The sequence below is a fragment of the Streptomyces sp. NPDC048496 genome, from assembly GCF_043200055.1.
Classification (GTDB): domain Bacteria; phylum Actinomycetota; class Actinomycetes; order Streptomycetales; family Streptomycetaceae; genus Streptomyces.
The window spans coordinates 1-12,231 of sequence record NZ_JBICXB010000089.1; the positions used below are offsets into that span (position 1 = coordinate 1).

Annotated in this window: 13 protein-coding genes and 1 pseudogene; 5 read left to right on the forward strand and 9 right to left on the reverse strand. The window is 67.7% G+C overall.

Translation table 11 applies throughout. The features are described 5' to 3' along the window. Positions 1-94 precede the first annotated feature (94 nt). Positions 95-1,152, reverse strand: a pseudogene (locus ACGFSA_RS33800) (ISAs1 family transposase); the annotation flags it as partial. 144 nt (positions 1,153-1,296) lie between these two features. On the opposite strand from ACGFSA_RS33800, the gene ACGFSA_RS33805 reads away from it, so the two are divergent. Then, complete coding sequence (locus tag ACGFSA_RS33805) at positions 1,297-1,776, forward strand: integrase (RefSeq protein WP_393309859.1); 480 nt, start codon at positions 1,297-1,299, stop codon at positions 1,774-1,776. Here the strand turns inward: ACGFSA_RS33805 and ACGFSA_RS33810 are convergent. The 5 genes from ACGFSA_RS33810 to ACGFSA_RS33830 all read right to left on the reverse strand — a co-directional run bounded on the left by ACGFSA_RS33810 (position 1,743) and on the right by ACGFSA_RS33830 (position 6,158). Continuing rightward, the gene (locus ACGFSA_RS33810; protein ID WP_393309860.1) at positions 1,743-2,894 is read right to left on the reverse strand and encodes a hypothetical protein; all 1,152 of its coding nucleotides are present in this window, start codon (positions 2,892-2,894) and stop codon (positions 1,743-1,745) included. The two genes, ACGFSA_RS33805 and ACGFSA_RS33810, sit on opposite strands and share 34 nt — an antisense overlap. 32 nt (positions 2,895-2,926) lie before the next feature. Further along, positions 2,927-4,567: a hypothetical protein gene (locus tag ACGFSA_RS33815; RefSeq protein ID WP_393309861.1), complete on the reverse strand. Its 1,641-nt coding sequence runs from the start codon at positions 4,565-4,567 to the stop codon at positions 2,927-2,929. Between the two features lie 17 nt (positions 4,568-4,584). Then, the gene (locus ACGFSA_RS33820) at positions 4,585-5,175 is read right to left on the reverse strand and encodes a hypothetical protein (RefSeq protein ID WP_393309862.1); all 591 of its coding nucleotides are present in this window, start codon (positions 5,173-5,175) and stop codon (positions 4,585-4,587) included. A gap of 369 nt (positions 5,176-5,544) precedes the next feature. Further along, on the reverse strand, positions 5,545-5,919 hold the full coding sequence (locus tag ACGFSA_RS33825; RefSeq protein ID WP_393309863.1) for a toxin Doc: 375 nt from the start codon (positions 5,917-5,919) through the stop codon (positions 5,545-5,547). Beyond that, positions 5,919-6,158: a hypothetical protein gene (locus ACGFSA_RS33830; RefSeq protein ID WP_393309864.1), complete on the reverse strand. Its 240-nt coding sequence runs from the start codon at positions 6,156-6,158 to the stop codon at positions 5,919-5,921. The genes ACGFSA_RS33825 and ACGFSA_RS33830 overlap by 1 nt, the downstream gene beginning before the upstream one ends. A 194-nt stretch (positions 6,159-6,352) precedes the next feature. Here ACGFSA_RS33830 and ACGFSA_RS33835 point away from each other — a divergent pair, with 194 nt between their 5' ends. Further along, entirely contained in the window at positions 6,353-7,279 is a 927-nt protein-coding gene (locus tag ACGFSA_RS33835) for a hypothetical protein (RefSeq protein WP_393309865.1), read from the forward strand. A gap of 161 nt (positions 7,280-7,440) precedes the next feature. Then, entirely contained in the window at positions 7,441-7,998 is a 558-nt protein-coding gene (locus ACGFSA_RS33840) for a hypothetical protein (protein WP_393309867.1), read from the forward strand. 103 nt (positions 7,999-8,101) lie between these two features. Here ACGFSA_RS33840 and ACGFSA_RS33845 read toward each other — a convergent pair whose 3' ends face one another. The 3 genes from ACGFSA_RS33845 to ACGFSA_RS33855 all read right to left on the reverse strand — a co-directional run bounded on the left by ACGFSA_RS33845 (position 8,102) and on the right by ACGFSA_RS33855 (position 10,107). Then, positions 8,102-8,902, reverse strand: a complete 801-nt coding sequence (locus ACGFSA_RS33845) for a hypothetical protein (protein ID WP_393309868.1) — start codon at positions 8,900-8,902, stop codon at positions 8,102-8,104. A 264-nt stretch (positions 8,903-9,166) separates the two neighbouring features. Further along, a complete protein-coding gene (locus ACGFSA_RS33850) occupies positions 9,167-9,370 on the reverse strand; it encodes a cold-shock protein (RefSeq protein ID WP_266993260.1) in 204 nt (67 codons plus the stop codon). Between the two features lie 248 nt (positions 9,371-9,618). Continuing rightward, positions 9,619-10,107 carry a hypothetical protein gene (locus ACGFSA_RS33855; RefSeq protein ID WP_393309869.1) on the reverse strand — a complete coding sequence of 163 codons (489 nt, stop codon included), beginning with the start codon at positions 10,105-10,107 and terminating at the stop codon, positions 9,619-9,621. A 215-nt stretch (positions 10,108-10,322) separates the two neighbouring features. Between ACGFSA_RS33855 and ACGFSA_RS33860 the strand changes: the two genes are divergently transcribed. Both ACGFSA_RS33860 and ACGFSA_RS33865 read left to right on the forward strand, forming a co-directional pair. Continuing rightward, a complete protein-coding gene (locus ACGFSA_RS33860; protein WP_393309870.1) occupies positions 10,323-10,544 on the forward strand; it encodes a hypothetical protein in 222 nt (73 codons plus the stop codon). Beyond that, complete coding sequence (locus tag ACGFSA_RS33865; RefSeq protein WP_393309871.1) at positions 10,541-11,635, forward strand: hypothetical protein; 1,095 nt, start codon at positions 10,541-10,543, stop codon at positions 11,633-11,635. The genes ACGFSA_RS33860 and ACGFSA_RS33865 overlap by 4 nt, the downstream gene beginning before the upstream one ends. The last annotated feature ends 596 nt before the right edge of the window (positions 11,636-12,231 follow it).

A 12,231-nucleotide genomic window follows, 5' to 3' on the forward strand; every position in this document is an offset into this window, starting at 1 on the left:
CGCCCTCGTCATGCTCACGCTCGCAGGAGACAAACCCACCCTCCCCGGCCGTCAACTCGCAACCCAATGACCCACACATACGGCAGGAGAGCCCGATTTCGGCGGCAGTTGCTTCCTCGGCAGGCAGGTCGGTGATGGCGTAGACGGTCTCGCTGGACCACTTCTTCGCGCCGTAGAGCCGGCGGCGGCGCTGGATGCGCAGGACCTGGGCCGCGTGCGGGAAGAGCAGGCCGTCGACGGTGACGACCTGTACGAGCCGTTGTTCGTGGCGGCCGTGACCCCGGGCGTCGTCGCGGTGGATGACCGGGATCTGTTTCCAGGGCAGTGCGTGAAGCTGGCGGGCTTGGGCGCGTTGGTTGTTCTTGATGGTCAACAGGTAGTGGGCGCCGCGTTCGTGCAGGTAGGTGGCGTGGCCGCGTTGGGCATGGAGGGCGTCGGCGGTGACGACAGCCCCGGCGAGGTCGGCGTTGTCGATCTGATCGAGCAGGGGCGCGAACTCCGGAATTTCATTGGTCTTCGCGCCGATCTCTCGGGAGGCGAGAGTGATGCCGTCGCCGTGCCGCACGGCGGAGAGCACGAAGACCTGGCTGCCGTCGGCACGTCTCGCGCCGCGCAGGCATTTGCCGTCCACCGCGATGGCCCGGCGTCGGGTCCGGACCGGTTCGGCGCGGGCGGCGGCCCGGTGGGCGCGGCGCTGTTCACGTTCGATGCCGCCGCCTGGCATGAGTGGCTCCGCAGAGCGGGGCCGGGCGGACAGCAGGGGCCGGAGGTAGTCGTAGGCGGCCGTGCTGATCTCGCCGGGATCCAGACGCCCCAGGACGGTAGTGTCTTCTCGCTCGGGATCCGGCAGCGGCCGAGGAGCGGGTGGTAGGGCAGGCCGAAGGCGGCCAGTTCCTCCGGCTCGGCGCGCTGGCACCACTCCGCCGCCGCGGTGATGGAGTCGTGGCCCGCCGGGGTCATTGCGCAGACCACCAGGGCCAGCAGGGAGGAGAGTCGGTAGCGCACCCCGCATGCCCCTCGCGGGTCGGTGACCGACTCAAACTCGGCTACGAGGCTGCGGACTTGGTCCCGCGCATCATCCGAGGAGAGGGCTTCCAGGTGGGGTGCCGCAGTGACGGGAGCGGCGGCAGGGGAAGATGGAGGAACGAACACGGCACCCTCGTGGATCTTGAAGCGTAGAGAACTCCATGATCCACAGGTGCCGTGTTCATTTGCTTCCAGGGCCCGTCGGCATGGTCAACGAGCCCATGCCGGGATGATCCGGGCAAACGCCGGGGCCCTGGTATCAATACCACGATGGGATATGCGGCGATCTATCCCGCAGATGCCATCGAGGCGCATCGATCCTTCATTGCTAGACGCCGCAAGATCAGGCCGCCGGAAGAGTATCGGGCAGTCACTTCAGAAGAGTGGGAGGAATTCCTTGGTCACTTCGAACGCAGGAAACTCGGTCTCGGGTCATGTGGACGCGCATACGGAACCGATTGCGCTCATGAGCATGCCTGCGTTCGCTGCCCCGTCCTGATCGTTGGACCCGACGAGAAGCCCCGTCTCGAACAGATCCGAGATAATCTGACCGCCAGAATCTCCGAAGCTGAACGTGAAGGCTGGCTCGGTGACGTTGAACAGCTAGCAGTCAGCCTCGATGCTGCTGGAGAGAAAATTGCGCAGATTGATGCGAGGCTAGAGCGGAAGCGCTCCCCTATCTTGCTGGGTATCCCGACCTTCGACAAGATCCTCCCTCACATCGCCGGAAGTCCCGATGATCGGTTCTGACGAGGCTGGGTCAGTGCGAGAAGAGTTAGACGGTTTGTTAGTTCAACCGTGGCCAGGAACCACCAGAAGAACCAATCCAAGAACGCTTCATCATAGTCACCTTGTTGCCGTGCATCGCGGTGTCGCAAGGTGAATTCATTCATGATTTGAAACAGTGCACCTTCATCCTTCCTGACCAGGGTCTCTTTGAGTAGCGAGCGGCGCTCTTCGAGAATTCCGGCGAGAATCACGATGGCGGACCGCTTTATTTCGACAGAGGCGGTTCGGCCTCGGAAAAGAGTGATCGCATTCTCGGTTCGTTCTTTTATGTTGGCGTGTGGGGCACTCAGCAACTGATGTACGAGTTGAGCACGAGCGTCGTCAGTCACGGCAACCAAACGCCCTAGATCCGCACCTTCATCAGAAAGTTCATAGTCAATGCCGGATGAACGCAGCATTTTATTCACCTTCCAGCGGTATAGGATCCTTGCTGGACCTGAATTAAATTCGTAATGATGCCACTCGGAACCATAGGAATGCCAGGATCGCCTTCGCGGTCGACTGACAAGATCATGGAAGATCTCCACGAGCCCGTAGAAAGTGTCTTCGTCCCAGGATTCCGGCTCCAGTGGCCATAGATGAGGAATACCCAGCCGCCTCTCAATCACCTCCGAGGCGTCAGGGAGATCGTTTGCCTCGTCAACGCACTCCTCCCCAAACGCTTCAGACAGGTATCCACTGTCAAAGAAATCCTTGATGATCCGAACGAAAGCGCGGCGAGTGTTCCGGGGTCCACCTCCGGCAGTTGAAGATTCGTGCCCTCGGCGCTGCGGCCAATAGGGAGCGGGAGCGAACTCTTTCCGCAGCTCTCCCGCTCTGCTGATCAACTCGGCGAACCATTCGCGCTGAGTCACCACTTGTTGTGGCGTGGAATCAGACCATGGGTCGTCGACCACAGTGCTTTGAGCGGGAATTTCCTCAAAGTCCGCTACGGCAGTTGTCCCGACCAGAGCCTCTGTCAGTAGCCAGATGACCCGGTCGTCCCAAAACCTGCTGTTGCTGTGGGCGAGGTGATGCCCCTCAGAGATGAACAGCGCGGTCGGCCAACGGAGTTCGTAGTTGTTCAAGTACACCGTCACAGGGCTCATCATGACGCACCGCACCGACAGGGTCACGCTCCATTGACACTCGCTGGACGCCCTAGTTCGGAGAAGGTGGGTTCGTCGAAGAACCGGTGTTGAGCGAGCGCGGTGAAGTGCTCGAACTCGGCGCGCAGGCCCTCGGGAAGCACTGTGGTCGCGGGATGGTCGGGGGTGTCGTCTTTGAGGGCGGGGGTGCTGGCGAAGAAGGTGTCCGGGTCGGCCGTGGCGAGCATCTCCAGGATGTCGGCCGGGACCGGTGTCGCGGGGCGGGGGCGCATGTTGCCGAAGGGAGCGAACCAGGCGCGGGGGCGCAGGTCGCCGGTGCCGAGTTGCTGGCTGGCGGGGTGGTCCGGGTCGGTGGCGATCTCGCGCAGGGTGTCGTCGTAGTGCATCAGGACGTCGAAGTCCTGCAGGAAGAACTCTTTCCATCGGCCGAAGGTGCGGTGGCGGACTGTGAACGCGTCGGCGGTGGGCAGGTGGCAGTCGTGGGCGAATTCCTCGTCGTCGGTCAGGAGGTCGAGGATTGCTTCGGCCTCGGCGACGATCAGGTGGAAGGCGAGTTCTTCGGCGGTGCAGGTGGGCAGCGGGGCTCGGCCTGAGCGCAGATCAGCGGCGAGGTGCTCGACTGCGCGGACCATGGCCAGGCGCCATGCGGCGCTCTGGCCGTCGCACAGGGGCGGCAGGTGGATGAGGAAGGAGTCCTGCTCCAGTTCCCAGACGTCGTCGTCGTTGGTGGGGCGCTCGAAGACCCGGTCGCCGTGGTGGAACAGGTCGGCCCGGCCCCGCTCGGCAAGATGGTTGGCCGCCACCGACAGCAGCCGGGCTCCCAGCGGTGTGAGGATCTCCGCAAGGGGCCCGGGGTCCGCGTACGAAGCCAGGTGCGTCTGCTGCGGGTTGGTGTCGCCGCCCAGACGCAGCAGCCGTTCGGCCCGGTCGATCGTGAGCGGGGCCGGCGGGGTGAGCGGGGCGCCGCCGAGGTGGTCGCGTACCCAGGCGGGATGGTCGCGGTCAGGGTCGCGGGGGTGGGTGATGCCGTAGGGGGAGAACCAGTACGCGGGCGCGTCCCAGCCGTCTTCCGGCTCTGGGATCTCCTCCTCGCTGTTGTCGCCGCGGGCCTCGGGGATGCTGTACTTCGCCTCCTCGACGACGAACGCCCATGCCTCCTCGTCCCAGTACGGGGCGCGGAAAGTGTTCTCGTCCGTGTCGTTGGGGACGGTGATTCCGAGGGCGGTGAGCTCTTCGTCGGTCGCGGCGCACATCTTCGGGGCGCTCTCCAGCATCACCGACAGTGCCCATGTTTCGGCCTGGCAGCGCGCGAGCGGGGCGCGGCCGGCGGCGAGGTCGTCCGCCAGGTCTCCCAGCGCCCGCGCCACCTGCAGGCGGAAAACCTGGTCGTACTCGTCGCAGGCTGCGGGCAGTTGCGCGAGCACCGACGCGTTGGCGTCCTTGGCCGTCCGGTCGAACGGGCGGTCGCCGTAGTGTGCGGCGTCGCGGTAGGCGAGAGCGGCGAGCATCCGGCCGGCCGCCATCAGCAGCCCGGCGGCGAACGGTGGCAGGAACTGTTCCAGGTCTCCGTCGGGAAGCTCGTACAGCTCCGCCTCATCGGTGTAGGCGGCAAAGGGATCCGGGGTTGCGGCCTCGGACGGCTCTTCGAGTTCGGTGGCGGTCACGTCAGACTCCCCCAGTGTCAGCGCAGTGCGGTGCGGGTGACGTCCGCGGCCGCCGTGCCGGTCAGATCCGCCCTCGCTCCGAGCGTGACGGCGAGCGCCAGGACGCTGCCGTACAGGACGTGCAGGCCGCCCTGGCGGGCCACCACCATACGCAGCGAGGCGTGGGCGCGGGCCTTGCCCGCCAGCGCGAGCAGATCGGTCGCGGCCTGTTCACCGGTCCAGTGCCCGGACGGCAGCCGGACGCAGTTCTTCAGTCGGGGCGGGGCAGCCGGGTCGTGTCCGCCGAGCCACGTGTCGAGCAGGCCGGTGGCGGTCCCGGCGCAGCCGGCCACACTCGCATCCGCCGGATCGGAGGGCGCGGGTTCGACCGCGTCGAGCAGCTGAGCGGCGCGGGTGGTGTTCCCGGTGTGGATCGCCGTGACCACCCGCTCGATCACCGTCAGCGCGGCGGCGCGGGCTGGTCCCACCGGGCTGAAGAGGGCCAGGTTGTATCGCTCGGCCGCCTGGTCCAGAGCGTGCTGCAGGTCGCGGATAGGGACGGTGTCGCCTTCGCGGATGCCGCCCTCGGCAAGCAGCGGCGCGATCTGCCGCCATACCTCCTGCGCCATCCCGGGATTCTGAACCACGGTGCGCGGCCCGGGAGCGGGCTCGGGACCCTCACGTCTCATGTCTGCCACAGCCCCTCACCCTGACAGCACCACACCGAACCACGCGGCCGGTTCACCCCGCACACGGATCGAAAGGATGAACCAACCCGGAATCCGGGCGCGTCCGGTCACGGCATGTGGTGGCCGTGCCGGTGCAGCAGGCGGATGAAGACCTCGGGCACCGTCCGCCGCGGCAGTACCGAGCACATCGCATGGGAACACGCGCTGACCCGCTCCCCGTGACACCGTCCTGCCCGCGCAAACCGGTACGCCGGGCACGCGAACTCCCGGTAGGCGATCTCGCGCAGCGTGAAAACCCCTGCGCCGCCGTCAGATGCGCCAGGAGCGGATGTGGTCGCCTGCCTGGTAGACGTTTGCCTTGCCGGACTGGATGTCGCGGACCAGTTCCACCAGCGCGCCGTACGGGGCGTCGATGCCCTCGCCCGAGGCGTGCATGTAGGCCGCAGCAACCTGGCAGGCGTAGAGGGAGTTGCGGTACGGCAGTGGCTGGAGCCGGACCAGGGTGTGCAGGAGAGCGGCGGCGCGCCAGGCTGCGTCGGGTTCGGCGGTGGTGGGGCGCGGGATGCGGGTCTTGTGGCGGGCCACGGCCGCGACGAGAGCGGAGTAGTCGGCGACCGTGACGTCTTCGGGGACGGCCTGCTCCTGGACGTCCAGGAGCCAGGGGACGTCGATGTAGAGGACCATCAGGCGGCTTCGGCTCCCTGGTGGCGGTCGGCCGGCGGCATCTCGTCGGGGAAGGCGTCGTCGAACTCGTCCCGGTGCTGCTCGCCCCAGGAGATGGCGTAGCGGACGAACTGGAGGCGCTGCTGTTCGCGCAGCGGGAGGTCGTGGACGAACTGTTTGAGGGACTTGCCCTCGGCGGTCGCGGCGGCGCGGACCGCTTCGAGTTCGGTCTCGGTGAAAGTGATGTTCAAGGACGGCATACCCTGATGGTACCTAGTAGGTACCTGAAGGGCCAGGGGTGCCGTATCCCGGGCGGTCCCGGTCCGGCATTCGGTGGGTGCTCCGGCGGCGCTTTGCCCGTCCTTCCCGGCTTCCGGCTCCCCCGCGGTGCAGACTCCTGCCCTGCATGGCGCATGAAACTGCACCGTGCGTCCCGAACGCCTATCCTGCGATCATGCCCGTCCAGCCCAGTCGCCCGCGCGGCGAAGTCGTCACCGTTCTTCAAGATCGTCTGGAGCGCGCGAGGGAGGCAGCCGAGGGGAAAGGCATGCCCCGGGATGCGCCTTGGTCGGTACCGGTCATCCAGCCGGAGGTGGGCCAGTTCGGCGGAGCAGACGCGGTGCGGTCCGCTGCGCGGGCCGCGGCGCGGAAGGCCGGCATCAAGGTCCACACCTACGCCACCTGCCGGGACGACAACGCTGCGGAGCAGATGGTCGTGATCGGCAACCGCGGCGCTCTGCCTCAGCCGCGCACCGCACCGGAGCCGGATCCGCGATGGCCCGCGTTCACCCTCAACGAGGACGCCGGGCCCGGCCATGAGTGCGACTGCGGCAACGAGCCCTGCCTGAGTGCCGGCCTGGACCGGGCCGCCCGGGAGAGGTGGCTGATCGCGGACTGGTACTCGCTCACGCCCCTTACCGACCTGCGGACCCTTCCGGCCGAGCAGCGCTCGCGCGACCGGGACGCCTTGTTCGCCCGCCACCGCTCCCACAGCTGGGACGATCACATCCTGGATCTGTCCCTGTTCCGGGACGGCTCCATGGAGCTCGGGCCACTCGGCGACGTGCAGGTCTACGCCACCAATCCGCACGGCCGCTACAAGGGCCTCTCCCACGGTGTGGGCTGCCGCTACGCCGAGTCCGTCGGCGAGCAGCACGAGATCCTCACCCTCACCGACTTCGTCCCCTTGCTGCCCGAGCCCGAGCGGCATTCCCCCGACGGGTACGACAGCCTCGCCGACATCTTCCACGACATGATGTACGCGGACCGGTCCGCCGACCGCTGGTGCCATTCCTGCGGCGGCTACGCGGTACGCCGCTTGAGCCCGGACCAATGTGCTCACTACCAAGAGCAATTGGCGGCCTACCAGGCCTCGTGGTGATCTCGCACTGCGAATTCTCCAGGCGGGTCCGTGTGCTGAGGACGGTGGCTGTTACGGGGCGCTCCAAGCGATGTCTGTCACCGCCGGGGTCTGCCCCACGTGCGAAGGAATGTCGGCCATCGCCAGCACATCCGCGTGTCGCGGCCCCTAGGATCCGGACGGTGAGGAACACCAAGCAATTCCAGAGCGCCGTGGCCGACACCCTCGCTGAACTCGCACGGTTGGGCGTCACCGCCCGTCCGGGGACCGTGGCCGACACCATTGAGCGCAACGTCACCGCAGTGGCAACTCAGATGGGCATCCAGGTGCGGTCGGCCTGGCGGTACTTCAGCGCGGCCGGACTTGCCAAGGCCATCGCCGACCAGCGCGAGCAGAAGAACGAGGGCAGCCAGGAAGGGATCGGGCAGGCACCCCTGCCTCCGCTCGGCAACCCCGAACTCGCTGTCATCCTTGCGGGGGTTCCCGACTCCCTGGCCGAGAACGGTGGCGATCTCTATGCGGTACTCCTCAACGTCGCCGTCAATGCATGGATGGCGGGCCACATCCACGGCGAGGACGGGTGCACCGGCTGCGAGGGCAGCCGTACCGCGGCCGGTCATGACTGGTCGGCCAGGATGAACGAGATCCGTCGCCTGATGCCCGATGTGGACAAGTGGTACGACCGCGACGTGTGGACGGCCGCCCTGCGCGACAGCGGCTTCGCTGTCACCCGACGCTGAACCAACAGCCCTACGCAACGGTCCCCGGCTGGTTCCCGGTGCGTCTCGGGCGGTTGGCTTCTTCATGCAGGGCTCGGTGAACGCAGGTCCGGGGCCATCCGGTTCACGGGGTGGTGTCCAGGTCGGCGAAGAGATCCTGGAGGGCGGCGGTCTCCTGGGGGATTCTGCGGTAGGTCACGAGAGGGCGGCCCGAGCGGCGCCGGTAGGCGGCTGATTGCGCCTGGTCCGGGACGATCGCTGGGAGTTGGGGGTGTTCGGCGAGTATGGCCAGGGTCGCGAGCAGGGTGCCGGTAGTGACCATCATGCTGTGCAGGATCGGGTCGAGGATGCTTGGAAGAAGGCCCGGTCGCTGTGGATCGTCCGGGGTGGAGAACTGGGCGGCGGGGCCGTCCGTGTCTGCTTCGCGCCGGTAGCGCCCTCGGTCGTCGAGGTCGAGGTAGCAGACGGCGAGGGGCGAGAAGAGCTTGCCGCGTCCCCATTCCGTGGCGAGGAACGCCTGGAGGGCGTAGCCGTCCGCCGTCGGCTCGGTGTGGACCAGCCATCCGAAGGCGGATACAGGACCCAGGGAGCGGAGCTTCTGGGCCTCGATGAAGGTCACCTCGTGCTGCGGCAGGACCGAGCGCTCACACAGTCGAGAGAACAGCGCCGGGGCAGACGTGGACCCGACGCGTTCGTGAACTGCTTCGGCCGCGACGACGTGGGCGCCCTGCACCTCCCGGACCCGGACCCCGGTACCACCGGCCCGCACTGTCCGCGCCAGCCGGGCGATGTCCGGGCGGGCCAGCATCACGCGTACCTTCGCGGCGAGCGGACTGTCGTTGTCGGTGGATTGGACGGTCTGCAGGAAGTCGTACAGCGTGGGCGGATCCGGCTGTGCGAGTTGCCGGTCGAACAGTCGCGTCACTCGGTATCTCCTCGGACGTCGCGGCCTCCTGTGAGGGCCACGGCTTCCGCCACACTGCACACTTGCGAACCTTGAGCTACGTGCCTGTCGCCGTTTCTCCCGTCCGGCGGGCGACGCATCGGGTGCACGTCCCGTCCTACGGGACGGCGCCAGCAGTGAAAGGAGCTGCTGCGCCGGCAGCGGGGCCCGGCACCCGCACACCGTTCGGCTCCGGCGCCGGCTCCCGGAGCCTGCGCTCCGGGAGCCTTGTGATGCCCGGTCGGGTCAGGCGACCGTGATGTTCTCCGCCTGCGGGCCCTTCTGACCCTGGGTGATGTCGAAGGTGACCGCCTGGCCCTCCTGGAGCTCACGGAAGCCGGAGGCGTTGATGTTCGAGTAGTGCGCGAAGACGTCCGGCCCGCCGCCGTCCTGCTGGATGAAGCCGAAACCCTTTTCGGCGTTGAACCACTTGACGGTTCCGCTGGCCATGCTGGTGCCTCCCGTTGATATCCGGATCCGCACCGCGCGGCCCCGGGAACACCATGGTCCGCACACTGCACAGCAAAATGCCCGCACCGGAGCGCGGGCAGGTACTGCGAACCACGACATCTGACGGTGACGCTACACGGCGAAACCGGCCCCCACCAGAGAGCAACGACTCGATGCGCACACCCGGTGGGGCGGAATGCAGCTGGCCCTGACCAGTACCCCGGGCCAGGGTGTTCCTCTGCGGGGTGTCACTCCCCCGGCGCGGGTTGAGCCGGGGTGATCCCGGGTGTCGTGGTCAGCGGGTGGCCGGATGCGGGGAGCGACAGCGGTGCGCGGCGGGCAAACCATCGGCGCAGGTGCAGCGGCGGGTGCATGCGCAGGGCGCAGAGGGTGTGCCAGGACCGGAACACCCAGGGCATGGTGCGCTCCTCGGCGAGGTCAGCACTCCACATGCCGACGACGAGAGCGCGGCCACAGGTGCGAACGGCATGGGCGTCGCTGGCTAGTTCGCCCCACCAACGGAAGGCTCCGATTCCCAGCCAGGCGGTCAACGCGGCCAGGGCGAAGGCGGGACGGGGCAGCATCCCTGCGGCGAAGGCGGTGACCGACACGGCGGCGGTCTCCGCGATGAGGCGCTTGCGCGGGTCAGCGCGGCGTACGTGCGCGAGTTCATGTTCGAGGACCGCAGGCAGGTGGCGGGTGTCTCGCGGGTGGAACCAGCGAGTTCCGAGCCACATGTGTCCTCGGCGGCCATGGCGGGTGGAGCATGCCTCGCCGTAGGTTCCGCGGCGGGTTCGTCTGCCCATTTCCTTGGTCGTCCCTGGCCTGTAGAACGTCTTCGGCCGGGTCAACCCGCAGATGGGTTTCCAAGCCCCGGGCGGCCGTACCGGCCCGGTAATCTGCGCAACGACCGCCTTCGCGGGCGGCGCAGGATCCAGGAGAGGCCGGTCATTTGAGTACCACTACGCCCGAGGGGCTGCCCCCCGACGCCGTCGTCGAGGTCATCGAGCAGGCCGTTACATCCCTGCACCAGGGCAACCGGTACGTCGACATCGCCGTGCGTGGCCCTCTCGCCGAGTGGCTGGAGGACGCCGCCGACGGCGACAGCGAGGGAGTCATCAACCCCTACGCCGTGGCCCTGGCCGAGGCACTCCTTGACCGGGAGCACAGGTGATCCCTCACCCTCTGCGGTCCAAGGGCGGGGCCGCGCAGCTCGGTGCGACCGCACCCGGCGAAGAGGGACCCTTCGGCATCTACAGGACGGAGACCCCGGTGGACAGGCCCGTGCTGGAGCGGTGGCTGCGCGGCGCCTCCTCGCGGCACCCGGTACTCGCATGGCAGGACCAGACGGACGACCACTACCCCGCGCTCGACGCTCTCGACGCGCTCGAGGAGATCCTCTCCGGCCTCGAAGCCCGAGACGCCGGACGGTGGAAGAAGAAGCACGCGGACTTCGCCGCGCGCACCACGGTGGAGTCTCTGCTCGATGACCGGGCTGAGTACGTCCTGGCCCGCGCCCTCGACGCGGGCGATATCGCCTACCGGCTGGGCAACACGAAGACCCCCAACCCGGACTTCATTTGCAGCGTTGACGGGTGCGAGCTGGGCATCGAAGTCACCTCCGTCTCGCCCGCGGGCGTGGGCGGCCTGTGCGAGAGGATCGAGGAGGACGTCCTCGCCTCCCACCCCGGGCTCGGCGCGACGCTGGCCTTCAGTGCCTATCCCAGTCGGCTGCAGTCTGCCACTGTCGCGGAGGTATGCGACGCTCTGGCAGCCCGGGCGGCATCCGGCGACTTCGAGTCCGCTGCCGAAGTGCCCGTCGATGACGCCAAGAACATCGTCCCGATCACTATCACGGCCCGTCTGACGCCCGGCAGCGGGATCAGCTGGACGGTCGCCGCCGGTGAGCTCACGGACCCTCTCGGCTCAGCCGAGTACGCCATCCTCCAGGCAGGGCAAGGCGACCGGAAGGCGGCACAAGGGCGGTCCCTGCCCGGCCGGGTCATCCTTGCCGTGGACATCTCCCGCTACGGAGCAGCCTGGCTGCGTCCCGCCCGGATCTGGGCGCAGATGCTGGCCCAAGCCATGGGTAGCGCCCCTGGCGTCGATGCCGACTATCCGTTCGCCGCGGTCGCCGTACTGCGCCAGTCCCTGGTCGACCCCGACCTCGTCGGGATCGCAGTCGCGCTCTCCCCTCACGCTGCGCCAGCTGCGCAGGAGCAGATCCGGAACCTGTGCGAAGCCCTCTCGTGGCCTCACGCCTGACTAGCGCCACGGTCAGTTCGCGGCCGGCGGACCGTCCCAGTTGACGTAAGTGCCGCTGCGAGGCGGGGTGGAACCGGCGGAAATGGGGAGAGGGTTGCTATGTGCACAGCTCAGGGGTCGGGCCCTGCATTCGACCGGGGATTCACAACTGCCCCGCTCGAACCTCAGCCACAGAAAGTCAGCCACGACGAAGCCCGTCATGCGGGGCCCGGTCGCAATGTGGACCTCAGCCATCCCCGGTGCCCGGCCACGCTCATTGCTTGCTCGCCCTCCTCAGGCCAGATGGTGAGTCCTGGTGGCAGCCGGGACTTGGTGGCACCTGGGAGCACTGCCGCGGAGCGGTAGGGCGAGCAGCGAGCGCCCGCCGGGGGGCGTAGCCCCGGCCGGCGTGCGGGGCCGGGACCCCGCGAACAGCAGCCACAGTCGGCGTTCCGAGCCCGTGTCACAGGTGGTTGGTTCGGTCGTTGCCGCGTATTTTCGACAACGAGACCTCCACAACTGAGCTCGGATCCACCGGCTGATGTTTCCGAGGTCCGATTTCTCGCCGAGGGCTGATGGTGGTGTGGGGCACGGGTTCGAGGGCGTGCAGTGCCCGC

Excerpts from the sequence above, each read along its gene's own strand:
- ACGFSA_RS33805 (WP_393309859.1), top strand. The coding sequence starts at position 1,297 with ATGGGATATGCGGCGATCTATCCCGCAGATGCCATCGAGGCGCATCGA.
- ACGFSA_RS33820 (WP_393309862.1), bottom strand. The coding sequence starts at position 5,175 with ATGGCGCAGGAGGTATGGCGGCAGATCGCGCCGCTGCTTGCCGAGGGC.
- ACGFSA_RS33825 (WP_393309863.1), bottom strand. The coding sequence starts at position 5,919 with ATGGTCCTCTACATCGACGTCCCCTGGCTCCTGGACGTCCAGGAGCAG.
- ACGFSA_RS33830 (WP_393309864.1), bottom strand. The coding sequence starts at position 6,158 with ATGCCGTCCTTGAACATCACTTTCACCGAGACCGAACTCGAAGCGGTC.
- ACGFSA_RS33835 (WP_393309865.1), top strand. The coding sequence starts at position 6,353 with ATGCCCGTCCAGCCCAGTCGCCCGCGCGGCGAAGTCGTCACCGTTCTT.
- ACGFSA_RS33850 (WP_266993260.1), bottom strand. The coding sequence starts at position 9,370 with ATGGCCAGCGGAACCGTCAAGTGGTTCAACGCCGAAAAGGGTTTCGGC.
- ACGFSA_RS33855 (WP_393309869.1), bottom strand. The coding sequence starts at position 10,107 with ATGTGGCTCGGAACTCGCTGGTTCCACCCGCGAGACACCCGCCACCTG.